This is a genomic window from Streptomyces sp. NPDC055025 (assembly GCF_053608565.1).
This window is the reverse complement of sequence record NZ_JBSGVS010000071.1, coordinates 21,502-45,233: the sequence shown is the minus strand read 5'-3', so window position 1 is coordinate 45,233 and position 23,732 is coordinate 21,502. Positions and strand designations below refer to the sequence as shown.

At 72.5% G+C, this 23,732-nt stretch carries 22 protein-coding genes; 9 read left to right on the top strand and 13 right to left on the bottom strand.

The window, feature by feature from the left end; genetic code table 11:
• Positions 1-178 precede the first annotated feature (178 nt).
• The gene (locus tag ACWGDX_RS33010) at positions 179-1,477 is read left to right on the top strand and encodes a DUF6986 family protein (protein ID WP_453631575.1); all 1,299 of its coding nucleotides are present in this window, start codon (positions 179-181) and stop codon (positions 1,475-1,477) included.
• 11 nt (positions 1,478-1,488) lie between these two features.
• On the opposite strand, the gene ACWGDX_RS33005 is transcribed toward ACWGDX_RS33010, so the two are convergent.
• On the bottom strand, positions 1,489-2,532 hold the full coding sequence (locus ACWGDX_RS33005) for a LacI family DNA-binding transcriptional regulator (RefSeq protein WP_453631574.1): 1,044 nt from the start codon (positions 2,530-2,532) through the stop codon (positions 1,489-1,491).
• A 194-nt stretch (positions 2,533-2,726) separates the two neighbouring features.
• On the opposite strand from ACWGDX_RS33005, the gene ACWGDX_RS33000 reads away from it, so the two are divergent.
• Entirely contained in the window at positions 2,727-3,686 is a 960-nt protein-coding gene (locus tag ACWGDX_RS33000) for an ROK family protein (protein ID WP_453631572.1), read from the top strand.
• A 516-nt stretch (positions 3,687-4,202) separates the two neighbouring features.
• On the opposite strand, the gene ACWGDX_RS32995 is transcribed toward ACWGDX_RS33000, so the two are convergent.
• The 3 genes from ACWGDX_RS32995 to ACWGDX_RS32985 form a co-directional block, all read right to left on the bottom strand.
• On the bottom strand, positions 4,203-7,007 hold the full coding sequence (locus ACWGDX_RS32995; protein ID WP_453631570.1) for an AfsR/SARP family transcriptional regulator: 2,805 nt from the start codon (positions 7,005-7,007) through the stop codon (positions 4,203-4,205).
• Positions 7,008-7,402: 395 nt separating this feature from the next.
• The gene (locus ACWGDX_RS32990) at positions 7,403-7,834 is read right to left on the bottom strand and encodes a hypothetical protein (protein WP_453631568.1); all 432 of its coding nucleotides are present in this window, start codon (positions 7,832-7,834) and stop codon (positions 7,403-7,405) included.
• Positions 7,835-7,925: 91 nt separating this feature from the next.
• Entirely contained in the window at positions 7,926-8,090 is a 165-nt protein-coding gene (locus tag ACWGDX_RS32985) for a hypothetical protein (protein ID WP_453631581.1), read from the bottom strand.
• A 237-nt stretch (positions 8,091-8,327) separates the two neighbouring features.
• Here ACWGDX_RS32985 and ACWGDX_RS32980 point away from each other — a divergent pair, with 237 nt between their 5' ends.
• Positions 8,328-9,395, top strand: a complete 1,068-nt coding sequence (locus tag ACWGDX_RS32980) for an NUDIX hydrolase (RefSeq protein ID WP_453631566.1) — start codon at positions 8,328-8,330, stop codon at positions 9,393-9,395.
• 70 nt (positions 9,396-9,465) lie between these two features.
• Here the strand turns inward: ACWGDX_RS32980 and ACWGDX_RS32975 are convergent, their stop codons facing one another.
• Positions 9,466-10,830, bottom strand: a complete 1,365-nt coding sequence (locus ACWGDX_RS32975) for a M20/M25/M40 family metallo-hydrolase (protein WP_453631564.1) — start codon at positions 10,828-10,830, stop codon at positions 9,466-9,468.
• A gap of 149 nt (positions 10,831-10,979) precedes the next feature.
• Between ACWGDX_RS32975 and ACWGDX_RS32970 the strand changes: the two genes are divergently transcribed.
• Complete coding sequence (locus ACWGDX_RS32970) at positions 10,980-12,269, top strand: geranylgeranyl reductase family protein (RefSeq protein ID WP_363085010.1); 1,290 nt, start codon at positions 10,980-10,982, stop codon at positions 12,267-12,269.
• A gap of 134 nt (positions 12,270-12,403) precedes the next feature.
• On the opposite strand, the gene ACWGDX_RS32965 is transcribed toward ACWGDX_RS32970, so the two are convergent.
• Positions 12,404-12,853 (bottom strand): nitroreductase family deazaflavin-dependent oxidoreductase, encoded by a 450-nt coding sequence (locus tag ACWGDX_RS32965; protein ID WP_382865970.1) that lies wholly within the window; start codon positions 12,851-12,853, stop codon positions 12,404-12,406.
• A gap of 128 nt (positions 12,854-12,981) precedes the next feature.
• Here ACWGDX_RS32965 and ACWGDX_RS32960 point away from each other — a divergent pair, with 128 nt between their 5' ends.
• From ACWGDX_RS32960 to ACWGDX_RS32950, 3 genes are all read left to right on the top strand, one after another.
• A complete protein-coding gene (locus tag ACWGDX_RS32960; RefSeq protein WP_453631562.1) occupies positions 12,982-13,812 on the top strand; it encodes a TetR/AcrR family transcriptional regulator in 831 nt (276 codons plus the stop codon).
• 132 nt (positions 13,813-13,944) lie between these two features.
• Entirely contained in the window at positions 13,945-15,438 is a 1,494-nt protein-coding gene (locus ACWGDX_RS32955; RefSeq protein ID WP_453631561.1) for a sensor histidine kinase, read from the top strand.
• 87 nt (positions 15,439-15,525) lie between these two features.
• Positions 15,526-16,191 carry a response regulator gene (locus ACWGDX_RS32950; RefSeq protein WP_453631579.1) on the top strand — a complete coding sequence of 222 codons (666 nt, stop codon included), beginning with the start codon at positions 15,526-15,528 and terminating at the stop codon, positions 16,189-16,191.
• On the opposite strand, the gene ACWGDX_RS32945 is transcribed toward ACWGDX_RS32950, so the two are convergent.
• The 3 genes from ACWGDX_RS32945 to ACWGDX_RS32935 all read right to left on the bottom strand — a co-directional run bounded on the left by ACWGDX_RS32945 (position 16,152) and on the right by ACWGDX_RS32935 (position 18,371).
• Entirely contained in the window at positions 16,152-16,469 is a 318-nt protein-coding gene (locus ACWGDX_RS32945) for a DUF6332 family protein (RefSeq protein ID WP_453631559.1), read from the bottom strand. The two genes, ACWGDX_RS32950 and ACWGDX_RS32945, sit on opposite strands and share 40 nt — an antisense overlap.
• Positions 16,470-16,549: 80 nt before the next feature.
• Entirely contained in the window at positions 16,550-16,897 is a 348-nt protein-coding gene (locus ACWGDX_RS32940) for an SCO4225 family membrane protein (protein ID WP_453631557.1), read from the bottom strand.
• Positions 16,898-17,069: 172 nt separating this feature from the next.
• The gene (locus ACWGDX_RS32935; protein WP_453631555.1) at positions 17,070-18,371 is read right to left on the bottom strand and encodes an MFS transporter; all 1,302 of its coding nucleotides are present in this window, start codon (positions 18,369-18,371) and stop codon (positions 17,070-17,072) included.
• Positions 18,372-18,457: 86 nt separating this feature from the next.
• Here ACWGDX_RS32935 and ACWGDX_RS32930 point away from each other — a divergent pair, with 86 nt between their 5' ends.
• Positions 18,458-19,675 (top strand): ROK family protein, encoded by a 1,218-nt coding sequence (locus ACWGDX_RS32930; protein ID WP_453631553.1) that lies wholly within the window; start codon positions 18,458-18,460, stop codon positions 19,673-19,675.
• Between the two features lie 85 nt (positions 19,676-19,760).
• Here the strand turns inward: ACWGDX_RS32930 and ACWGDX_RS32925 are convergent, their stop codons facing one another.
• The 4 genes from ACWGDX_RS32925 to ACWGDX_RS32910 all read right to left on the bottom strand — a co-directional run bounded on the left by ACWGDX_RS32925 (position 19,761) and on the right by ACWGDX_RS32910 (position 22,248).
• Positions 19,761-20,330 (bottom strand): DUF4865 family protein, encoded by a 570-nt coding sequence (locus ACWGDX_RS32925; RefSeq protein ID WP_453631551.1) that lies wholly within the window; start codon positions 20,328-20,330, stop codon positions 19,761-19,763.
• Positions 20,331-20,383: 53 nt separating this feature from the next.
• A complete protein-coding gene (locus ACWGDX_RS32920; protein ID WP_453631549.1) occupies positions 20,384-20,968 on the bottom strand; it encodes a TetR/AcrR family transcriptional regulator in 585 nt (194 codons plus the stop codon).
• A gap of 207 nt (positions 20,969-21,175) precedes the next feature.
• Complete coding sequence (locus ACWGDX_RS32915; protein ID WP_453631548.1) at positions 21,176-21,700, bottom strand: ATP-binding protein; 525 nt, start codon at positions 21,698-21,700, stop codon at positions 21,176-21,178.
• Between the two features lie 230 nt (positions 21,701-21,930).
• On the bottom strand, positions 21,931-22,248 hold the full coding sequence (locus ACWGDX_RS32910; RefSeq protein WP_453631546.1) for a hypothetical protein: 318 nt from the start codon (positions 22,246-22,248) through the stop codon (positions 21,931-21,933).
• A gap of 249 nt (positions 22,249-22,497) precedes the next feature.
• Between ACWGDX_RS32910 and ACWGDX_RS32905 the strand changes: the two genes are divergently transcribed.
• Positions 22,498-23,679 (top strand): PLP-dependent cysteine synthase family protein, encoded by a 1,182-nt coding sequence (locus ACWGDX_RS32905; RefSeq protein WP_453631577.1) that lies wholly within the window; start codon positions 22,498-22,500, stop codon positions 23,677-23,679.
• Positions 23,680-23,732: the final 53 nt, after the last annotated feature.

Below are 23,732 nucleotides of genomic sequence, written 5' to 3'. Positions count from 1 at the left end.
CGGTGCTCTTCACCGCGCGGCCCCGGCCGTCCATTGACGGAGTTCGAACCCGCCGACTACCTTCGTTCAACGGATTGTTGATTCCGTAGAAACGGCACGCGGGACACGGCACGCGGGACACGGCACGCGGGACACGGAAAGCGGCAGGCGCCGGGCGGTAGGACGGAAGGGCGTGGGCATGGGGCGGCAGGAGAAGGTGGCCACGAGCCTCGCGGGCGCTGTCGGCGTGGACATCGGACGCTCCCTCGCGGGGGTCGACGCGGAACTGGCCCGTCGCTACCCGGGCGACCCGGGCACCCGTCAGCCCGTCCACACCGTCTACGTACCCGCGGACGCCTTCGACGCCGGCACCATCCGCTCCTGGGGCGACCAGGCGCTCGCCGCCCTCGACGAACACGCCCCCGACGCGGGCTCGCTGGCCCGCGCCCTCGGTCTCCCCGACGCGCTGGCGGAGCCGGTGTACGAGCGCGTGCGGGCCAAGCTGGAGCGCGAGCCCGTCGAGGACCTGCGGATCGACTTCGAGGACGGCTACGGCCCGCGCCCGGACGCCGAGGAGGACGAGGCCGCGGCGCGGGCCGCCCGGCTGGTCCACGAGGCGTACGGGAACGGCACCGCCGCGCCGTACATGGGCATCCGGATGAAGTGCCTGGAGGCCGCCGTACGGGACCGGGCGATCCGGACCCTCGACATCTTCCTCACCGGGCTGACGGAGGCGGGCGCTCTCCCCGGCGGCCTGGTGCTGACCCTGCCGAAGGTCACCTACGCGGAGCAGGTCACCGCGATGGTGCGGCTGGCCGAGGAGTTCGAGAAGGCGCGCGGACTGGAGCCCGGCCGGCTCGGCTTCGAGATCCAGATCGAGACCAGCCAGTCCATTCTCGGGGCGGACGGCACCGCCACCGTGGCCCGCATGATCGACGCGGCGGACGGGCGCGCCACCGCGCTGCACTACGGCACCTTCGACTACAGCGCCTGCGTCGGGGTCAGCGCCGCCTACCAGTCGAGCGACCATCCGGCCGCCGACCACGCCAAGGCCGTCATGCAGGTCGCCGCCGCGGGCACGGGCGTACGGGTCTGCGACGGCTCCACCAATGTCCTCCCGGTCGGCCCGACCGCCCAGGTCCACGACGCGTGGCGGCTGCACTACGGCCTCACCCGGCGCGCTCTCGCCCGCGCCTACTACCAGGGCTGGGACATGCATCCGGGACATCTGCCGACCCGGTACGCCGCGGTCTACGCGTTCTATCGCGAGGGACTGGAGCCGGCCGCCGCCAGGCTGGCCGCCTATGCGGCCAGGGCGGGCGGAGACGTACTGGACGAGCCCGCCACCGCGAAGGCGCTCAGCGGCTATCTGCTGCGCGGACTGGACTGCGGCGCGCTCGACACCGGCGAGGTGTCCCGGCTCACCGGTCTGACCCGGGCCGGCCTGGAGGAATTCGCGATCCCCCGCAAGACGGCCCCGACGGCCGCCGCGCCGTAGCGGACCGGACCTCAGCCGTCCGACGGCGGGGGTATCTCCCCTGATCCACGGGCGATCAGCCGGGTCGGTACCACCACCCGCGACGGGGCGTCCGCCGCGCCGTCGAGGCGGCTGAAGAGGCGCTCCGCGGCCGTACGCCCCAGGGTCGCCGCGTCCTGTGCGATGACCGTGACACCGGGGTTCAGCAGATCGGCGAGCTCGATGTCGTCGAAGCCGACGAAGGCGACCGGACGGTGGTGGGCGGCCAGTACCCGTACCGCCGTCACCGTCACACGGTTGTTGCCCGCGAAGATCGCCGTGACCGGCTCCGGCCCCGCGAGCATCGCGATCACGGCGTCACGTACCCGTTCCGGCGCGGTCGTGCCGAGCGAGACCCAGTCGTCGTGGATCTCCAGCCCCGCGTCGGCCATCGCGGTGCGGTATCCGCGCAGCCGCTCGATGGCCGTATGGATCCTGGGCTGGTCGCCGATGAAACCGATCCTGCGGTGGCCGCCGGCGATGAGATGCGCCGCGCCGGAGCGGGCGCCGCCGAAGCTGTCGGAGAGCACCGTGTCCGCGTCGATACGGCCGGCCGGCCGGTCCACGAAGACGGTCGCCACCCCGGCCTTGATCTCGGGCTCCAGATAGCGGTGGTCGTGCCCGGCGGGGATCACGATCAGTCCGTCCACCCGGCGCGCGCACAGCGCCAGCACCAGTTCCTGCTCGCGGTCCGGGTCCTCGGCGCTCGATCCGTTGATGAGCAGCGCGCCATGGGCGCGGGCGACCTCTTCCACGGCGCGGTTCAGAGGGCCGTAGAACGGGTCCGCGAGATCCTCCAGGACCAGACCGATACTGGCGGTACGGCCCTTGCGCAGCACCCGCGCCGAGTCGTTGCGGCGGAATCCCAGCGCCTCGATGGCCTCCTGGACCCGGCGCTCGGTGTCCGGGGTGACACCCGGTTCCGCGTTGACCACGCGCGAGACCGTCTTGAGCCCGACCCCGGCCCGTGCGGCCACGTCCTTCATCGTGGGCCGGTTACCGTATCGGGGCTCGGGGCGGCGGGCGGTGTCTGCCACAGTGCGCTGTCCTGTCGTCGTTTCTTCGGTGATTCCGTCGGGCGGTTCGCCGGGGGATTGCCATCCTCGGCCGTGGCGACGAGCATAGGCCCTGGACAACGTTGTCAGGTGAATGGAGACTGTTCACCGAAGCCGCAGGTCCGTACATCCCCCCATACACGCGGGGATGCCTTATCCCCGGGAGATCCGACCCGATGCATACCGACTCCGTTGTCTCACTCGACATCGGCGGAACCAAGATCGCCGGCGCGCTGGTGGACGGCGGCGGCAGGATTCTCGTACGGGCGCAGCGGCCGACACCCGCGCAGGAGGACGGCGAGACGGTGATGCGGGCCGTCGAGGAGGTCCTCGCCGAGGTCCTGGCCTCCCCGCTCCGGGCGTCGGCCACGGCCGTCGGTATCGGCAGCGCCGGTCCCGTGGACGCCTCCGCCGGTACGGTCAACCCCGTCAACGTGGTGGGCCTGCACGGCTTCCCGCTGGTCGAGCGGGTGGGGCTGGCCACCGGCGGGTTGCCGGTGACACTGGTCGGCGACGGGGTCGCCATGACCGCGGCCGAACACTGGCAGGGCGCGGCGCGCGGCTATGACAACGCGCTGTGCATGGTGGTCTCCACCGGGGTCGGCGGCGGGCTCGTGCTGAACGGGAAGGTCCACGCGGGACCGACCGGCAACTCCGGGCACATCGGGCACATCAGCGTGGATCTGGACGGCGATCGCTGCCCGTGCGGCTCGCGCGGCTGTGTGGAGCGCATCGCCAGCGGGCCGAACATCGCCCGCAGGGCGCTGGAGGGCGGCTGGGAGCCGGGTCCGGACGGTGACACCTCCGCCGCCGCGGTGGCCGCCGCCGCGCGGGCGGGCCATCCGGTCGCCATCGCGTCCTTCGACCGTGCGGCGCAGGCGCTGGCGGCGGGGATCGCCGCGACGGCCACGCTGGTGGAGATCCGTATCGCCGTCATCGGCGGTGGTGTCGCGAACGCGGGCGAGGTGCTCTTCGCGCCGCTGCGCCGCTCGCTCCAGGACTACGCGACGCTCTCCTTCGTCCAGCAGATCAAGATCGCCCCCGCGCTGACGGGCACGGACGCCGGCCTGGTGGGCGCGGCGGCGGCGGCGACGCCGGCACGCCGGCACGAGGCCACGCCGACGACGGTCGCCTGACCCGGGAGGACCGGGCAGAGCCCGCCATGGACCGGACAGCTCCTTCCTGCCCGGGGCGCTCCGGGCCGGACAGGTCCCGGGCCCCGGGCCCCGGGCCCGGACCGGTGCGGGGGCCGGAGGTCCGGCCCGCGTCCAGGGCGGACCGGCGCCCTCGGGACCCGGGGCCCGCTCCGAAGCGGAGAGCCGACGGGTCCTTGCCACCGTCCCGAGCGGGACGGGTCCTTGCCCCGTCCCGAGCGCGGCGCGCGCTCCTGGCGCTGCCCGCACCGGGACCAGGACCTGCGGGAGCGGGGTCCCGTACAGCTCGGGGCGCGGGGCGGGCGCGGCTCGTGGCCGGGCAGTGGCCCGCGTCGGGACCTGGGGCTGCCTGGGATCGGGGGTCCCGTCAAGCGCGGGGGCGCCGGGGCGGGCGGACTCCTGGCCCCGGCTCCGGGCGGGTGCCCCGGCTCCGGGTGCGTGCTGCGGCTCCGGGTGCGTGCCCCGGCTTCGGGCTGGGCCGCCCCGGCTCCGGGTGGGTCAGGCGGTGGAGGTGTCCAGGTCCCGGAGCATCGCCCGGACCCGGTCGAGTTCGGTCTCGGGATGGCCGATGCCGATGAGGACCGTGAGGGCCTGCTGCCAGGAGTCCCGCGCGGCGGACGGCGCACCGGTCGCCTGGTGGGTCTCGCCCAGATGGATCAGGGTCTCCGCCTCGTTGAAGCGGTGGCCCAGCGCCCGGTTGAGCCGCAGACTGCGCCGGTAGCACTCCTCGGCGTTCCCGTAGTCGCCGATCCGCTGGTAGGCGTAGCCCAGGGTGTCCCAGGTGCCCGCCTGGCCGCGTTCGTCGTCGAGTTCCCGCTGCAGTGCCAGGGCCTCCCCGCAGTCGATGACGGCCTGTTGGTAGTCGCCCTGCTGGATACGGTCCCAGCCGAGCGCGTTCAGCGCCCGCGCCCGCCCCGACCGGTGGCCGCTCGACGTGAAGAGGTCGAGGGCCGTCAGATCGTGCTCGAACGCCGCCCGCTCGTCCCCCTCCAGCCCGCACAGCCAGCTCAGGGTGAGATGCGCGTGCGCCCTGCCCGTATCGTCACCGAGATCCGTCGACAGGGCGAGCGCCAGCTCCAGTTCGTCCCGGGCCTCGTCGACGCGGGCGGTCTGGGCGAGGGCCCAGGCCAGTCCGCGGTGGCACTCCGCCCGCGCCGAGCGGTCGTCCAGCCGTACCGCCGCGGCCAGCGCCGCGCGCTGCTCGCTCTCCACCTCGTGCCAGTGCCCGAGCCGCGACTGAAAGGTGAGCGTGGCCCACGCCAGCTGCCACACACGTGTGTCGAGACCGAGACGCGCGGCGTGTTCGACGGCCGCGGTCAGCACCGTGTGCTCGCGGGTGAACCACTCCATCGCCTCGTCGTGGCCGGCGAACCGCTCCGGCGTCAGCCCCTCCGCGGGCGGCGGCAGCGTGAGCGGGTCCCGGTGCGGGAGGAGCAGCCTGTCGGCCGTGTGCGCGGTGTGGATGTAGTGGTCGAGCAGACGGTCGAGCGCGGCGGTGCGCTCGGCCTCCGTGTCGAAGGTCCCGGCGAGTTCGGTCGCGTAGGCGCGCAGCAGATCGTGGCAGGTGTAGCGGTTGGGCGTGTGTTCCTGGACGAGATGCGCGGCGTGCAGGGTACGCAGATGGGCGCGGACGCGCGAGAGCGGAAGTCCGGTGAGACCGGCGGCGGCCGGCAGTCCGATATCGGCGCCCGGTGCCAGACTCAGCAGCCGGAACACCCGGGCCGTGGGCGCGTCGAGAGCCTCGTACGAGGACGCGAAGACCGCCCGGAGGTCGGTCGCCGTCTCACCCGCGTCCAGGGCGTCGAGCCGGGTCGCCGCCTCGTGCAGCTCCGAGGCCAGCGCCGCGAGCGGCAGCGCGGGATTCATCGTGGCGCGCGCGGCCAGGATGCTGATGGCCAGCGGCAGCCCCGCGCAGTGCTCCAGCAGCGTGGCGGCGGCGTCGGGCTCGGCGGCGATCCTGGCGGAGCCGAGGTGGCGCGTCAGCAGTTCGAGCGCCTCCGCCTCGGTGAGGACGTCCAGCGTGACGGGCGTGCCGCCGTGCGCGGCGGTCAGCCCGGTGAGCTGGTGGCGGCTGGTGACCAGGACCGTACAGGTGGGGCTGCCTGGCAGCAGCGGCAGGACCTGGCTGGTGGAGCGGGCGTTGTCGAGCAGGATGAGCAGACGTTTGCCCGCGGTCAGGCTCCGGTAGAGCGCGGCCTGCGCGTCCGGGGCCGCCGGGATCGTGCCCGGGGGCGCTCCGAGGGCCTCCAGGAAGGCGCGTAGCGCCACCGTCGCCGGCAGCGGGGCGCCGGAGGGCGAGAAGCCGCGCAGATCGGCGTAGAGCTGTCCGTCGGGGAAGCACTCCTGGCGGCTGTGGGCCCAGCTCAGGGCGAGCCATGTCTTGCCGATACCGCCGGTGCCGCCGATCGTCGAGATCACCACGGTGCCGCTGTGCTCGGCCCGTGGCTCCAGCAGCCTTCCCAGCCGGGCGAGTTCGCGGCCGCGGCCGGTGAACGTCGGTGGAGGGGCGGGCAGTTGGCGTGGTACGGGAGCGGGCGGCGCCGCCGGCTCCATGGGGGAGCGGGGCACGGGCACGGACTTGTCGAGCGCCGGATCGGCCGTCAGAATCCGCTGGCGCAGCTCGCGCAGCGGCGGCCCCGGGTCGGTGCCCAGCTCCGTGGCGAGCCGTTCCCGGGTCTCCTCGTAGCGGGCGAGGGCGTCGGCGGGCCGGCCGTCGCGGTACAGGGCCAGCATGAGCTGGCCGACCAGCCGTTCGTCCAGCGGATGCGCCTCGACGCGGGTCGCCAGCTCGGCGGGCAGCCCGGTGTGCCGGCCGGACCGTAACCGGATGTCGACCAGGTCCAGTTCGGCGGCGTGTCTCTCCCGGCCCAGGGCCTCGCGCAGGGAGTTGAACCACGGACTGTCCTGCTCGGTGGGGACATCCCCCCGCCACAGCGCGAGCGCCTTCTCGAACAGCGCCTCGGCGTCGGTGTCGTCGGCCGTGCGCGCCCGTTCGACGAGCTCGCGGAAACGGTGCAGATCGACGGCGGACGTGTCGACGGTCAGTACATAGCCGCCGGAGCGCCGCTCGATGTCCGCGTCGCCCGCGGCGGGGGAAAGGGCCTGGCGCAGCCGGGAGATATAGCTGTAGAGGGACGCCTGCGCCCGCTGCGGAGGACGCTCGCCCCATACCCGGTCGATCAGCCGGTCGACCGATACGACCCTGTTCGCGTCGACCATCAGGGCCGCCAGTACACAGCGCTGCCGGGCATGTCCCAGCGCCACCGGCCGGCCGTCGAGCCGTGCCTCGACGCATCCCAGCAAACCGAACTCCACCGGCAATCCGATCACCCCCCTGGCCCGGACCCTAACGCGTCGAAAGTCCGGGCCGACCTGCCGATTCCAGGTTTTCTCAAGGTTGGCCCAAAGTCGGCCAAGCAAAGTAATCCCCGACGCCGGAGCCGATGGGGAGAGCGGCGGGGGAGGGTGCCGGCAACGGCACGGCCGCGACTCGGCTCCGGGGCCGGACCACGAACGGGGGGCGTGGTCCGGCCGGTGTGTGGGGTACGGGGAGGATCGCTTGCGTACGTGGACGGACTCGCGCGACTGCGGCAACGCGGCGAGAGGGCGTGCCGGGCGCGCGTGCCGGGCGTGCCTGCCGTGCCGGGCGTGCCTGCCGTGCCGGACGTCGCGGGCCGGGCGGGACTTCGAAACACGCCCTAGCGGGTCGTCTGGCACGCCACGCGCCGGCTGCCGCGGAACTTCACGCACAGTTCCACGTTGCTGCCCGTGTGCGCCGTGGGCCAGCCATGGGTCAGCGCCTTGCCCGAGCGGGTGGCCATCGCCGTGTCGAGATGCTGTCCGTCGCGGAACAGCGACACCGGTCGGGCGGCGACATGCTCCGGCGGATTGGTCCAGATGCCGGTGACCGCGTTCCGTCCGCCCTCGCCGTCGAGCCGGATACAGATCTGCGGCCCGGAGAAGTGGTGGGTGCAGGCGCTGCTGTCGGCCGCCGCGGGGGGCGCGGTCAGTGAGACCGCGATGCCCGCCAGCGCGAGGGCGAGGGCGGACCGCCGTCCGCGCGGGCGGCGCCCCTGGCCCGTGAGCGCGGCGGGGACGGCCGGAGCGGCCGGTGTTCTGGATATACGCATAACGGATGTCTCCGGGTCGTACGGCGCTCGGGTGCGGGACCGGGTCGGGTGCGTACCGGGGCGCGGACGGCGCCCCCACACACTCCTACGCCTACGGCGCGGACTCGGTCGCCTGCTGCGGCACGATCACGAGGAAGACGTCCGAGGCGAGGTCCATCACGACCTCCGCCGGGGTCCCCTCGTCCCTCCGCGCCCGCGCGAACTCCTCCGCGGGCCAACTGCCGCGCGGTCCTCCCGCGGGAAATTTCTCCAGCACCGTCCGACACATTGGATGCCCCCTTGTCACATCGAGTTCCAACGATGTTCCTCGGGGTTGTGTTACGGCCCAGCATGGACATCGCTTCGTACAGTGGACGTTCCCGGCCTCGGTACGACATCGAACCGGCCACAGCTCGGCCACAGCGCCTCATGTGAGCCCATGGCCCGATCGGCGGGGGTTTCCGGGGCAGGGTGTTGCGGGCAGTCCACTGGAGGCTACGGAAGAGGGGGAACCGTGATCGTGTGGATCAACGGTGCGTTCGGAGCGGGCAAGACCAGTACCGCACGCGAACTGATCGACCTGATCCCGAACTGCACGCTGTACGACCCCGAGCTGATCGGCGGGGAAGTGGAGCAGCTTCTGCCGCAGAAGAGGCTCGCCGAGGTCGGCGACTACCAGGACCTGCCGATCTGGCGGCGTCTGGTGGTCGACACCGCGGCGGCCCTGCTGGCCGAAATGGGAGGGGCGCTCGTCGTACCCATGACCCTGCTGCGGCAGGAGTACCGGGACGAGATCTTCGGCGGGCTCGCCTCCCGCCGTATCCCCGTGTGTCATGTGTTGCTCGCTACGGACGAAACGATCCTGCGAGGACGCATAGCCGCTCGTCAGGTGGCGGAGCACGATCCCGAGGTGAACGAGCGCACCCGGCGGTGGTGCTACGAGCACATCGAGCCGTACCGCGCCGCGCTCGGCTGGCTGACCGGCGACGCCCATGTGATCGACAACACCGGACTCACGGCCCGGGAGACGGCCGTCTCCCTCGCGGCGGCGGTGGAGACCGGCGAGGCCGGCGTCAGCGAGATCGTCCAGACGCCCGAGCCGACCGCCGAGACCGTCGCCGCCGGGGTGCTGCTCTTCGACGAGCAGGACCGGGTGCTGCTCGTGGATCCCACGTACAAACCCGGCTGGGAGTTCCCCGGCGGGGTGGTGGAGGCGGGCGAGGCGCCCGCGCGGGCCGGGATACGGGAGGTCGCCGAGGAGATAGGCATAGAGCTGACCGAGGTGCCCCGGCTGCTGGTGATCGACTGGGAACCACCGCGCCCGCCGGGATACGGCGGGCTGCGGCTGATCTTCGACGGCGGGCGGCTGCCCGCGCGACTGGCCGGCACACTGCTGCTGCCCGGACGCGAACTGAGGGGCTGGCGCTTCGTCGGTGAGGAGGAGGCGGCGGGGCTGCTGCCGCCGGCGCGGTACGAGCGGCTGCGCTGGGCGCTGCGCGCGCGGGAGCGCGGGACGGTACTCAACCTGGAGGACGGTGTCCCGGTCGGCCGACCCCGGCCGGGACTCCGTCCTGCGAATTGAGGCACGGCCCGCCGCGCGCTCCGGCACCGTCCGCTCCGGCACCGTCCGCTCCGGCTTCGGCTTCGGAGACTCAACCCCGCTTGGAGCCCGCGTAGTTGAGCAGGAAGTGCGCCTCGGCCACCGAGAGCCGCCGCAACTCCTCCGGGGAGACACTCTCGTTCACCGCGTGGATCTGCGCCTCCGGCTCGCTCAGCCCGATCAGCAGGATCTCCGCACTCGGATACAGCGCGGCCAGGGTGTTGCAGAGCGGAATGGAACCGCCCTGACCGGCCGTCTGCATGTCCTGTCCCGGGTACGCGACCCGCATCGCGTCCGCCATCGCCGTGTACGCCGGGCTCGACGTGTCCGCGCGGAACGGCTCGCCCTGGCCGACGTGTTCCGTCGACACCCGCGCCCCCCACGGCGTGTGCTTCTCGATGTGCGCGGTCAGCAGCTTCGTCGCCTCGGCCGCGTCCTGGCCCGGCGGTACGCGCAGACTGACCGTCGCCCGCGCGCTCGCCTGGATGGACGGCGTGGCACCGACCACCGGCGGGCAGTCGATGCCCAGCACGGTGACGGCGGGACGCGCCCAGACCCGGTCGCCGACCGAGCCGTGGCCGATCAGACCGACCCCGTCGAGCACCTTGGCGTCCGCGCGGAAGTCGGCCTCCTCGTAGACGAGTCCGTCCCAGTCGGCGTCCGCGGCCAGCCCGTCCACCGTCGTGGAACCGTCCTCGGCCCGCAGCGAGTCCAGCACCCTGATCAGGGCGGCGAGCGCGTCGGGCGCGGCTCCGCCGAACGATCCCGAGTGCAGATTGCCTTCGAGCGTGTCGATCCGTACGCGCAGCATCGTCATCCCGCGCAGGGTGGCGGTGACCGTGGGCAGCCCCAGCCGGAAGTTCCCGGTGTCGCCGATGACGATGGTGTCGGCGGCGAGCAGCTCAGGGTGGGCCTCGGCGTACCGTTCGAGACCCCCGGTGCCCTGTTCCTCCGAACCCTCGACGATCACCTTGACGGTCACCGGGACGCCGCCGTTGGCCTTGAGGGCGCGCAGCGCGAGCAGGTGCATCAGGAAGCCGCCCTTGCAGTCGGCCGCGCCGCGCCCGAACCAGCGGCCGTCACGTTCGGTCAGCTCGAAGGGGGGCGTCAGCCAGTCCGACTCGTCGAGCGGCGGCTGTACGTCGTAGTGCGCGTAGAGCAGCACCGTCGGGGCGTTCTCGGGGCCGGGCAGCAGACCGTAGACGGACTGTGTACCGTCCGGGGTGTCGAGGACGGAGACATCCTGGAACCCTTCGGCGCGCAGCGCGTCGGCCACCCACACCGCGGCGGCCTCGCACTCGCTCCTGGGGAACACCGCTGGATCCGCCACCGAACGGAAGGCCACCAGTTCCGCGAGCTCGGTACGGGCACGGGGCAGCAGGGACGCCACGGTCTCGGCGATCGGATTGGCGGTCATGGGCACGCTCCTGGTGGGTGCGTCGTTGTCACAGTAGGGGTACGTCGAAGGGTTCAGCAGATCCTCCCACAGCGGGCTTGCCGGGCCAGCGCCGTAGGATGCCGTTCGACAACAGGGGCCACCGGTCGGATCAGGAGCAGAAGCACATCGTGAGCAGCGAGAACGCAGACGCCGGAAGCGAGCACGACGAGCCGGTATGGGATGTCGTCGTGGTCGGCGCAGGGCCGGCGGGAGCCTCCGCGGCATACGCGGCGGCGGTCGCGGGCCGTCAGGTGCTGCTGGTTGAGAAAGCCGAGTTGCCCCGCTACAAGACCTGCGGGGGCGGGATCATCGGGCCCTCGCGCGACGCGCTGCCGCCGGGCTTCGAGCTGCCGCTCAGGGACCGCGTCCACGCGGTGACGTTCTCGCTGAACGGAAAGCTGGCCCGCACCCGCCGTTCCAAGCGGATGCTCTTCGGACTGCTCAACCGCCCGGAGTTCGACGCGAGTCTGGTGGAGCACGCCCAGAAGGCCGGTGCGGTGCTCCGTACGGGTGTGACGGTCTCCCGGGTCGAGCAGCACGGCCCCGCCGTGCCCGACCGCCGCACGGTCGCCGTCGTCCTCGCCGACGGTGAGACGGTGCTGGCGCGTGCCGTGGTCGGGGCCGACGGCAGTGCGAGCCGGATAGGCGCGCATGTCGGGGTCAAGCTCGACCAGGTGGATCTGGGTCTGGAGGCGGAGATCCCGGTGCCGCCGACGGTCGCGGAGGACTGGGCGGGACGGGTGCTCATCGACTGGGGCCCGCTGCCCGGGAGTTACGGGTGGGTGTTCCCCAAGGGGGACACGCTCACGGTCGGGGTGATCTCGGCGCGGGGCGAGGGCGCCGCGACCAAGCGCTATCTGGAGGACTTCATCGCCCGGCTCGGGCTGGCCGGGTTCGAGCCGTCCATCTCGTCGGGGCATCTCACCCGCTGCCGCAGCGACGACTCACCGCTCTCGCGCGGCCGGGTGCTGGTGTGCGGGGACGCGGCGGGGCTGCTGGAGCCCTGGACCAGGGAGGGGATCTCCTTCGCCCTGCGGTCCGGGCGGCTGGCGGGGGAGTGGGCGGTACGGATCTCCGAGGCGCACGACGCCGTGGACGCGCGCCGTCAGGCGCTGAACTACGCGTTCGCGATCAAGGCCGGTCTCGGTGTGGAGATGGGCGTCGGCCGGCGGATGCTCGCGATCTTCGAGCGCCGGCCGGGGCTGCTGCACGCGGCGATCACCGGTCTGCGCCCGGCCTGGAACGCGTTCGCGGACATCGCCCGGGGCTCGACCTCGCTGGCCGGGCTCGTACGGAACCATCCGCTGGCCCGGCGCGCGCTGGATGTGCTGGACCGCAGGCAGGCGGCGTCGGCCGCGATGACCGAGGAGAGCGCGCCGGAGACCGTCGCCGCGTCGGAGGCGGGCGCGAAGGAGTGAGCCGCCGGCCGCGGCCCGAGTCTGCCTTCCGCGCGTCCGTCCGGCGCGGGTCCGTTCGCCGCGCGCCCCTCGGCCACGCGTTCCTCCGTCGCGTGACCCTTCCTCGCGCGTTCGTTCGTCACGCCTCTTTCTGATCAGGAGTCCGTCCTGATCAGAAAGACGGGGTGGTCGGGCGCCGCCGCGAGGATCTCCGCGTCCGAGGACTTCGCGGTCACCCCCTGGAAGTACTGGTTGACCTCCCAGCCCCAGCGCTCCAGATAGGTGCGCAGCACCGCGAGCTTCTCGCCGTCGGGGATCTCGGTGGCGGTGAACGTCCGGATCCTGCGGCCCACCCGAAGCTCACCGCCGCCCGCGGCACGCATGTTCCGTACCCACTGCGAGTGGCCGCGGGCCGAGATCAGGTACTGGCCGCCCCCGTAGGTGTGCGGGTTGACGGGGATGCGCTGCATCTGGCCGCTCTTACGGCCCCGTACGGACAGCTCCGCCGTGCCCAGCACACTCACCCCATGCCGGGCGAGCCGCCCGACCAGGCTGTTCAACCTGACACCGAACGCGCCGGCCTTGCGGTAGTACGGCTCCGACATGGTGACTCCTCTGAGATTGTGAGAGCGGTGCTCTCGCTTGAGAGCAGTGTGCACCGAAGGAGTGCTCCTGAGCAAGAGCAGTGCTCTCGATTTAGGGCGATGCTCCGGAACATGGCACACTGCTCTCCATGACGACGATCCGTGGAGCCAGGGAACGAGCCCGTACCGAAGTCACGGCGGCCATCAAGGACGAGGCGCGCAGACAGCTCGCGGCCGAGGGCGCGGCGAGGCTCTCACTCCGTGCCGTCGCCCGTGAGCTGGGCATGGTGTCGTCCGCGCTCTACCGCTACTTCCCCAGCCGGGACGATCTCCTGACGGCACTGATCATCGACGCCTACGACGCGGTCGGCTCGGCCGCCGAACAGGCCCTCGCCACCGCCGGGGACTTCGCCGTCCGCGCCGCTCCCGTGTCCTCCGGTTCCGCCGAGTCCGCCGATGCCATCGAGTCCGCCGATCCCGCCGAGCCGGTCGATCATGTCGGCCGCTGGACCACCGTCTGCGCGGCGGTACGGGCCTGGGCCCTCGCCCATCCGCACGAATACGCGCTGATCTACGGCTCTCCCGTACCCGGCTACTCGGCGCCCCAGCTCACCGTCGCGCCCGCGTCCCGCGTCGCCCTCACACTGATCTCCGTAGCCCAGGACGCCCACCGCGCGGGCGGGATCACACTTCCCGCGCTCTCCGACGAACTGCGCCCGGAGGCGGAACGGCTGACCGCGCGATTCGATTTCGGTCTGCCGCCGGAGGTGGTGGCGGCGCTGGTGGCGTCCTGGGCGGAGCTCTTCGGTCTGCTCTCGTTCGAGGTCTTCGGCCAGTTCAACGATCTCGTCGAGGCCCGTGACCAGCTCTTCGCGCAGGCCACGCGACGCCTGGCGCTCAACGTCGGACTGCCCGAGGCAGGAGTGCGGGGCGCCGGTCCTGCCGTCGGCGCCGTTCCCGGCGGCGTCGCCGGGTCCTGAGCTTGTCCGATGTCCGTGGCGTCCGCCGTGGACCGGGCCGTACCGCGGACCGGGCCGTACTCCTCAGGGAGTATGTGTGATCGCCACGCACGGCTGACGCCCGGACCCCTGGGCCGGTCTAGCGTGACCGGTATGGAAGAGCAGCCCACCCGCCGGGACCGGGCCGGCGGCGGTCCCGCCGGCCGCCGCGGCGGTCCGCCCTGGCCGCAGGGGCCGCGGGGCGGACGACCCTGGTCGCGGGGGCCGCGGGGCGGACCGCCGTTCCGGCTGCCTCGGGGACGCGACGGCGGGCCGGGCAGCGGGTCCGGCGGCGGACCCGGTGTCGGACCGGGCGGCGGACCGGGCCGCGCCGGGCCGGGCGGTGGGTCCGGCCGGTGGTCCGGGCATGGCATCGCTGGCCGTTCCGGCGGGGGTCCCGGCCGGCGGTCCGTCGAGCCCGCCCTGTGGTCCGGCGGCGGCTTCGGCCTCCGGCCCGGCGCCGGGTGGCCGGGCCGGAGGCCGCCCTGGCCCTCGACCCTGTTCCTGGCCGTCTTCGTCCTCGTCGGAACCGCCTTCGCCGCGGCCGACCAGCACGGCGAGCGTCTCCCCCTCGACATCTACGCGCGGCTGCTGCTGCTCGCGGGACCCGCCCTGCTGCTCTTCCGCCGCCGCCACCCCGTCGTCTCCGTCTTCGGCGTCTCGGCGAGCACCCTGGTCTACTTCGCGGCCGGCTATCCGTACGGACCGGTCTTCATCACCGTCGGAGTGGCCTGCTTCGCCGCGATCGTCGAGGGCCACCGGCGGGCGGCGGGGTGGGCCGTCGGACTGCTCTGGGCCGGCCATGTGCTCATCGCGCACTGGCTCTACCGGTGGCTGCCCCCGCGGCACGACCGCGCCGCGCCCTGGGGACAGGAACTCGTCATCGCCGCCTTCGTGTTCGCCCTCTGCGCGGCCTCCGACGTCATCCGGGTCCGCAGGGAGCAGTGGGCCAGGGAGGGCGCCGAGCGGCAGGCGGCCGAGAAGCGCAGACAGAACGAGGAGCGGCTGCTGATCGCCCGTGAGCTGCATGACGTGCTCGCCCACTCCATCTCCGTCATCAATGTCCAGGCGGGCGTGGGGCTCGCCCTGCTGGACTCCGACCCGGAACAGGCCCGTACGGCGCTCACCACCATCAAGGCGGCGAGCAAGGAGGCGCTGGGCGAGGTACGGCAGGTCCTCGACACGCTCAGAACCCCCGGCGACGCCCCGCGCGCCCCCGCCCCCGGACTCGACCGGCTGCCCGAACTCGTCGAACAGGCCGCGGCGGCCGGACTCACCGTCGAGATCCTGCGCGACGGACGCCCGGTCGCACTGCCGCCCGGTGTCGATCTGGCCGCCTTCCGTATCGTCCAGGAGGCGCTGACCAATGTGGTGCGCCACTCCGTGTCCCGTACGGCACAGGTCCGGGTCGGCCACACGCCCGGACTGCTCGAACTCGGTGTCGACGACGCGGGCCCCGCGGCCGGTGGGGACGCCGGTGGCACGGGCAACGGGCTGGTGGGAATGCGCGAGCGTGCCGCCGCGCTCGGTGGCACGATCGAGGCCGGACCGCACCCCGGCGGAGGGTTCCGTGTCCGGGCGACGATTCCCCTGAGGACCGACGAGTGACCGTTTCCCCCGAGGACCGAGGAGGGACCGTTGAGAGACCGAGGAGTGATCGTTGAGGACCGAGTCGGGAGAGGAGCGAGCGTGGGCGTGATCCGTGTGCTGCTCGCCGACGACCAGTCGCTGGTGCGGGCGGGGTTCCGCGCACTGCTCGACGCCCAGCCGGACATCGAGGTCGTCGGAGAGGCCGCCGACGGCGAGGAGGCGCTGCGCCGGGTACGCGAACTCCGGCCCGACGTGGTGCTGATGGACATCCGGATGCCACTGCTGGACGGTCTGGCGGCCACCCGCGGGATCACCGGGGCCGACGGGCTCGACCAGGTGAAGGTGGTCATGCTCACCACCTTCGAGCTCGATGAGTACGTCTTCGAGGCGATCCGCTCCGGCGCCTCCGGCTTTCTGGTCAAGGACACCGAGCCGGATGAACTGCTGCGCGCGGTACGGGCGGTGGTGGCGGGGGACGCGCTGCTCTCGCCGGGGGTGACGCGCAGGCTCATCGCCGAGTTCGCGTCCCGCTCCAAGGTCCCGACGGATGTCGCGGGGCTGGCCGAACTGACCGAGCGTGAGCGGGAGGTGATGGCCCTGGTCGGTATCGGGCTCTCCAACGAGGAGATCGCCCGACGGCTGGTCGTCAGCCCGCTCACGGCCAAGACGCATGTCAGCAGGACGATGGTGAAGCTGGGCGCCCGCGACCGCGCCCAACTGGTCGTTCTCGCCTATGAGTCGGGGCTCGTACGACCGGGGTGGCTCGGCTGAGCTTGCGGGGCGGTCGCCGGCCCGGACGGGCCGGTTCCACCGCCTGTGCCCCTCCGCCGGGGGAAACGCCAGAGGACCTGGACGACCCGCCCCACGAAGGCGAGAGCCGCCACGACCGCGCCGGTACGCCGGAAGAACTCCGCCTCCGGCAGCTCGAAATACCACGCGGGGCCCGCGACGGCGGCGAACACCAGCCCTGCCACGAGGGCCCCCGTCACCACGGCGAAGCCGATCTCGACCGTGATGACATCCCGCTCGGCATCGCTCCGTGTCCCCATGAACAGAGTCTGGCGTCCTCCCTGAGCGATGGGAAGACGCCCCGCCCGGACGACGGCGGACGCGTCGCGTATGTCAGGTGTCAGGCCTCGCGCGGGTGCGAGGGCCGCCGCGGGTCGCGCAGCAGCCGTACGGAACCACCCAGCGCCGCCGCCTGGATCAGGACCGAGAGCACCAGCGCGGGATAGACGAACGCGGCGGAGTCGGCGAACGTGCCGCCGACCAGCTCACCGCCCATGAAGAAGACGAAGACGGTCGGCGCCGCGAGGAAGAACAGCCACACTCCCGCGAACGACGCGTCCTGGTGCTGTACGAAGAGGGTGTCGACCGCGACGAAGACGGTCGTCGCCGCGACCAGACCGAGATAGACCTGGGACACGCGGTTCCCGAAGGTCAGCCGCGCGAGTGTGGTCAGCAGTCCAGAAGCCATGATCTTCTCCCTGAGGTGTGATGGTTCCAGGGTGCGCCGGATGGAACAGCTGTGCCTGAGTACGCCTACTCACCTGGCCACTCCCTCCGCTCAGGCGCCCGGTCCGCTCACCCGCGCGTGCCGGTGTCCGTGCCGGCGCCCGCTCCTTCACGCCTGCTCGTTCCGGGCTCGTTCACGCCTGCTGGGGTGCCTGCCGACGAGGCGGCCGACGCGCCGGCTCCGCCGATACGTTCCGCGCGGCGTGGGCGACGACCGCGGCGGCCGCCGCCAGCAGCGCGACGGTGGTCAGGGCGAGCGGCAGCGAGAACCAGTCCGCCAGGAAACCGATCGCGGGCGGGCCCAGCAGCATCCCGCCGTACCCCAGCGTGGACGCGGTGGCGACACCACCGGGTCCCGCCAGCGCGCCCGCGCGGCCGACGGCCACGGGGAAGATGTTGGCGAGGCCGAGCCCGGCCACGGCGAAGCCCGCCAGGGCCGCCCAGGCGGTCGGCGCGAGGGCGCCGAGGAGCATTCCGAGCGCGGCGGTGAGACCGCCGAGGACCAGGACGCGGTTCTGGCCGAGCCGCTCCAGCAGGACCGTGCCGGAGAGCCGTCCCGCCGTCATGGCGAGGGCGAAGAGGGAGTAACCGGCGGCGGCGAGCCCGGGGGAGGCGTCGAGGTCCTCGGTGAGATGGAGCGCGCTCCAGTCGGCCATGGCCCCCTCGCCGTACGCCGTGCACAGGGCGATCACCCCGAGGAGCAGAACCACCCGCCGGGTGCTCCGCTCACGTCCGCGCGGCGCGTGCGCGACACCCGCCCCGGCACCGGGGACGGACGCCGGTACGGGTGCGGAGACGGGCCCCGGTACGGGTGCGGGTGCGGCCTCTCGCAGCAGCACGGGCCCGGTCACCGCGGTCACCAGCAGTCCCGCACCGGTCAGCAGCAGAAGGTGGACGGTGGGGGAGAGACCGCCCGCGACCAGCCCGCCGAGCCCGGCCCCCACCATCCCGCCGAGGCTGTACGCCGCGTGGAAGCCGGAGATCACCGGCCGCCGCAGGGCCGCGACGAGATCGACGGCCGCGCTGTTCATGGAGACGTTGAGGGCACCGTAGGCCGTGCCGAAGAGCAGCAGCACCAGACCGAGCGTCAGGGCCGAGTGCGCCCGCGGCGGCAGCGCGATGCTCAGCGAGAGCAGCACCATGGACACCACCGTCACGGGATGGCTGCCGAACCGCTGACAGAGCCGCCCGGTGAACACCATCGTGACGACGGCACCCGCGGATACGCCCAGCAGGGCGAGCCCGAGATCGCTCTCGGAGGCCCCCGTCCGCTCCTTGATGGCGGGAATACGGACCACCCAGCCGGCGAACAGGAAGCCGTCGAGGGCGAAGAAGACGGTCAGCGCGGTACGGAGCCGGGACAACGAGGAGCGCGCCGCGGGGTCCTTGTCGTCGCCCCCCGAGACGGCCGTCCCTACTTTGTTTAGACGCGGCACAAAATGAGAATAGGCGCGGGGAGCGATCCGTACAAGCCGCGGCCAAGGACGTCGTCACGCCTTCGGATCATGGGAGACTCGCCTCCATGAACGGCAAGGGCACCACTACCCGGACGAGGCTGGAGAGAGGCCGCGGCGCGCTCGGCCCTGCACTGGAACTGGTTCATACGGGCCGCGCGCCCACCCGGGCCGTGCTCACCGCGGAGCTGGGTGTCACCCGCGCCACCGCCGGAGCGGTCGCCGCGGAGCTGGAGGCTCTCGGTCTGATCCGGGTCGACTCGCGGCCCGGCGCCGCCGCGGGCTCCCAGGGACGGCCCTCGCACCGCCTGTCGGTCGACGACAAGGGCCCCGTCGCCCTCGCCGCCCAGGTGCACGTCGACGGCTTCCGGGTCGCGCTGGTCGGGCTCGGCGGCCGTATCGTCGCCACCGCTCCCGGCTGCGGTACGGTCTCGCCCGACCCCGCGCAGGTGCTCGGGGAGGCCGTGGAGGCCGGGGCCGCGCTGCTGAGTGCCACCGGACGGCGCTGTGTGGGCGCGGGCCTCGCCGTGCCCTCGGCCGTCGCCGAGCCCGGGGGCACCGCCCTCAACCCGCTGCACATCGCCTGGTCGGCCGGCGCCCCGGTCCGGGACGTCTTCGCCGAACGGGTACGCGCGGCCGGTATCGAGGGCCCCGCCTTCACCGGTAACGACGTCAATCTCGCCGCCCTCGCCGAGCACCGGCACGGCGCCGGCCGCGGTGCCCAGCATCTGCTCTGTGTCGCCACGGGACACCGAGGTGTCGGTGGCGCGCTCGTCCTCGACGGGCGTCTGCACACCGGCAGTTCGGGCCTCGCCCTGGAGGTCGGCCATCTCACGGTCAACCCGGAGGGACGGCCCTGCTACTGCGGGGGTAAGGGCTGTCTCGATGTCGAGGCCGACCCGCTGGCCTTCCTCACCGCCGCGGGCCGCGCGCCGGGCCCCGAGGTCTCCCTGCTCCAGCAGTCGCGCGATCTGCTCCGTACGGAGTACGCCGATCCCGCCGTACGCCGGGCCACCGAGGAACTGATCGACCGGCTGGGGCTGGGTCTCGCCGGGCTGGTCAATATCCTCAACCCCGACCGGATCATCCTCGGCGGGCTCCACCGCGAACTGCTCGACGCGGACCCGGAGCGGCTGCACGCGGTCGTGGCCGACCGCAGTCTGTGGGGCCGCGGCGGCGGCGTACCGATTCTGCCCTGCACCCTCGACCACAACAGCCTGGTGGGCGCGGCCGAGGTGGCGTGGCAGCCGGTGCTGGACGATCCGCTGGGCGCGCTCGCCGGTTGAGCGCCGGTCCGGTGGACGGTCCGCCGGGCACGCTCGGCCGGGGGCCGGGGGCCGGGCACGCTCACCCGCTGACTTGCGGGCGCGCTCACTCGCCGAGTTCCGCGCGCTGCGGCTGTGACAGATGCAGGACCTGGTAGCGGTCGCCCACCTCGCGCGGGGTCTCGTGCTCCCACAGCGTGAAGTGGACCAGCTCCCAACGGCGGGGATCGAGCGCCAGCGCCGCGCTCACGACCCCGTCGAGACCGGCCAGCCGCTCGGTCTCCCGTACCGCCGCGTCGGCCGACGCGCGCAGGGCCGTGCCCTCGGGGAGGTGCTGGCGACGGCGTACGGCCGTGCGCGGCACGCTCGTCTGGGCAGGGCCCTCCACATGGAGCAGACCTGTCCAGTAGCGCACCACCGGCCGCCCGAAGTCCCGCACGAGACCGTCGAATCCGGCCCCCAGGAGGAACGCGTTCATCGCGTCGGCGGCGTTCCAGATGTAGAACGGCGCGTACTGGTTCACCGGCGAGCCGTCGGCGAGCTCGCGGATCAGATACGCCTTCAGGCCGAGCCCTGGAAAGTCGTCCAGGAGCGGGCCCTTGTCCACGACGCGTTTGCGGATGATTCCCATGTCGTAGTCGGCGGGAAGGGTGATCTCGTACTGCATGGTGTGCATCGGTGCTCCCTGTCCTGAGATATGAGTGGTGCCGCACCGGTCCGGGGCACTCTCTAGGTTCGGCGCGCGTCGGGGGCGAGCAGCGCGAGCAGTCCGCGCACGCCCGCGTCGAAGGCCGCGGGTGAGCCGGTGGCGCGGGCCATGACATAGCCGCCCTGGACGGTCGCGATCACGGTCGACGCGATCTCCGCCGGAACGAGACCGGCGGCGAACTCGCCCTGTCTCTGGCCCTCTTCGACGATTTCGGACAGCCGGCCCCGCAGCCAGTCGACCGTCTCGTCGACCGGGGCCCGGAGGGTGTCGTCGGCGATGATGTCGGGGTCCATCGTGAGCCGTCCGATCGGACAGCCGCGCAACACATCGCGCTCGCGCAGCAGATACGCCGAGATCCGGCCGTACGCCGAACCGTCCCCGCCGAGCGTCGCCTCGGCCGTCGCCCGGAGTTCCGCGGCGGTACGCCGTATCGCGGCCAGCGCCAGCGCGGGCTTGCCCGTGAAGTGGTGGTACATGCTGCCCTGGCCCGCATCGGCCCGCTGCTGGATCGACTTGGGGCTGGTGCCCACATAGCCCCGGTCCCACAGCAGCTCGCGGGTGGCCTCGATCAGACGCTCGGAAGTGCTCACACGATAACCGTACATACTAGTAGGTACAGAATCCAGCGCGAGTTCGGCGGGGGAGCGGCGCGCGAACGGGGCGCACTTCCGAAGGTGGTACGTGTACGGCCGGCCGGGCGCACCGCCCCGCTTGCCGCGCCGCGTGGGACCGCGGTGGACCATTCGGGTGGCCCCCGGACCCGCGCGCTCACCGGACCGGTCCTGAGACGCGCGCTGTCAGCTCGCGCGCGGTCAGCTCACCGTGACCGACCGGACCGTGGCGGCCCTGTGCTCGCCGGCCAGAGCGCCGGACTCGAAGCCCGGGAACGGGCCTTCGGTCGTCGCTCCGTACACCGGACGCAGGGCCAGGCAGAGTGCGGCCGGCGGCGTGGGGAGCGTGAACCAGATGCTCTTGCCCGTATCGCCCCGGGCGCGCACGCCCCAGCTCTCGCTCACGGCCGCGATCAGTGCGAGACCGCGGCCGCCTGTGTCGAAGGGATTGGCACGATTGACCGTCGGTATCCGGGGGTCGTGGTCACTGACCGAGACCATGAGGCGTTCGAGCAGCAGCTCGATGTCGACGGTGCACAGCTTGTCGGGCTGCGCGTGGCGGTGGACGTTGGTCAGCAGCTCGGTGACGCCGAGTGCCGCTTGGTCGATCAAGGGATCGAGATGCCAAGAACGCAATTGCGCGGAGATGATTCTGCGGACCTGACCGATCCGCGACGGCAGGGCCTGGAGCTCCACCGTGCAATGCCTGCGGGGCTGGCTGATCACGGCTGCGACTCCCCGAAATGAGGTCCGGAAGACGACGAAGGATCGGATCCAGCAACTCGCTCGCTGGCTCGCTGCTGTTCCCGGCCCGGCGGGGCTGGATCGCAGTGTTACCGCCGGTTCACCCTGAGTGATGTGAGACCAGAGTGAACCAGGGGACCCGGCTTCGCAACTCGCGGCGGATCAAAGGCCGGTCGTGTCTTCCGGGGTGGGCCGGACGTGCTGCCGCAGGGTCACGCGCTCTTACGGCTCGCCCGGCTGACGGCCTCCATGAACCGCTTGGCCAGCGCCGGGGCGTCGGGTCTGCGATCGCGCTGTCCCATGGTCAGCCGGTAGCGGATCCCGTTCACGGTGGCGACCGTGGAGCCACGGCCCGCGAACCAGGGCCTCGCCGCCCGTACGGCCCGCAGCGGCGCGCTGTCGATCACCCGGCCGTAGCTGGTCAGCAGAGCCAGCCTGCCGTCCTGGATGAGGACTTGACCCGCCGTGGTCAGTGAGCGGGGCCACCGTTCTATCCGTACCCCGCGCGCGTCGAACTCCGGCTCCGCCATGGTCCTCAGCCCCCTCTGTGCAGACCGCTCACAGCAGTCTGCCCAAGTATGCGCATGGACACCAGAGCGCATCGCGCACAGGGTCTCCAAGGCATCGCTATGGCTCCCCAAAGGGGACGTTTGCGCAGGTGGTAGGGGTACCTTCAGGAGGGGGACGACGAGACGAGGACCACGGGGATGACGCGACGAGACAGGGCGGGAACGGGCGGCGCCACGGCAGGGGCCGATGGCATGACGGCGGGCGGGCCCATGACGGCGACCGGCGCCACGCCGGTCGCCGGTGCCGGGGCGGCGGGCGGTGCCGGGGCGGCGGGCGACGGTGGCGTCAGGGCGACCGTCGACGTGGACCGCAGCGACGCCGAGTACCGCGCGTGGCTCAAGGAAGCCGTACGGAAGGTCCAGGCCGACGCCAACCGCTCCGCCGACACCCATCTGCTGCGCTTCCCGCTGCCCGAGGAATGGGGCATCGATCTCTATCTCAAGGACGAGTCGACCCATCCGACCGGCAGCCTCAAGCACCGGCTCGCCCGCTCGCTCTTCCTCTACGGTCTGTGCAACGGCTGGATCCGCCCCGGCAAGCCGGTGATCGAGGCGTCCAGCGGCTCCACGGCGGTCTCCGAGGCGTACTTCGCGAAACTGATCGGGGTGCCCTTCATCGCGGTCATGCCCCGTACCACCAGCGCCGAGAAGTGCCGGCTGATCGAATTCCACGGCGGGCGCTGTCACTTCGTCGACGACTCGCGGAAGCTGTACGAGGAGTCCGCGGGCCTGGCCGCCAGGACCGGCGGCCACTACATGGACCAGTTCACCTACGCGGAGCGCGCGACGGACTGGCGCGGCAACAACAACATCGCCGAATCGATCTATCAGCAGCTCAAGTTGGAGCGCTATCCGGAACCCGCCTGGATCGTCGCCACGGCCGGGACCGGCGGCACCTCGGCGACCATCGCGCGCTATGTGCACTACATGCAGTACGACACCCGGATCTGTGTCCCGGACCCCGAGAACTCGTGCTTCTTCGACGGCTGGACCCGCAACGACGCGCAGGCGCGCAGCGAGCACGGCTCCCGGATCGAGGGCATCGGCCGGCCGCGGATGGAACCGAGCTTCGTGCCGGGTGCCGTCGACCGGATGATGAAGGTGCCGGACGCGGCGAGCGTCGCCGCCGTGCGCGCGCTGGAACGGGCCATCGGACGGAAGGCGGGCGGCTCCACCGGCACGGGGCTCTGGAGCGCGCTGAAGATCGTGGCGGAGATGGTCGCGGAGGGACGGCACGGCAGTGTGGTCACGCTGCTCTGCGACCCCGGCGACCGGTATCTCGACAAGTACTACTCGGACGCCTGGCTCGCCCGGCAGGGCCTGGACATCGCCCCGTACACGGTCACACTGGACCACTTGCTGGCCAACGGCGTCTGGCCCGAGGGCGCCTGAGCCCCCGGACGGCCAGGCCTCCGGACGCCCGGCTCCTCGGGCGTTCAGGGACC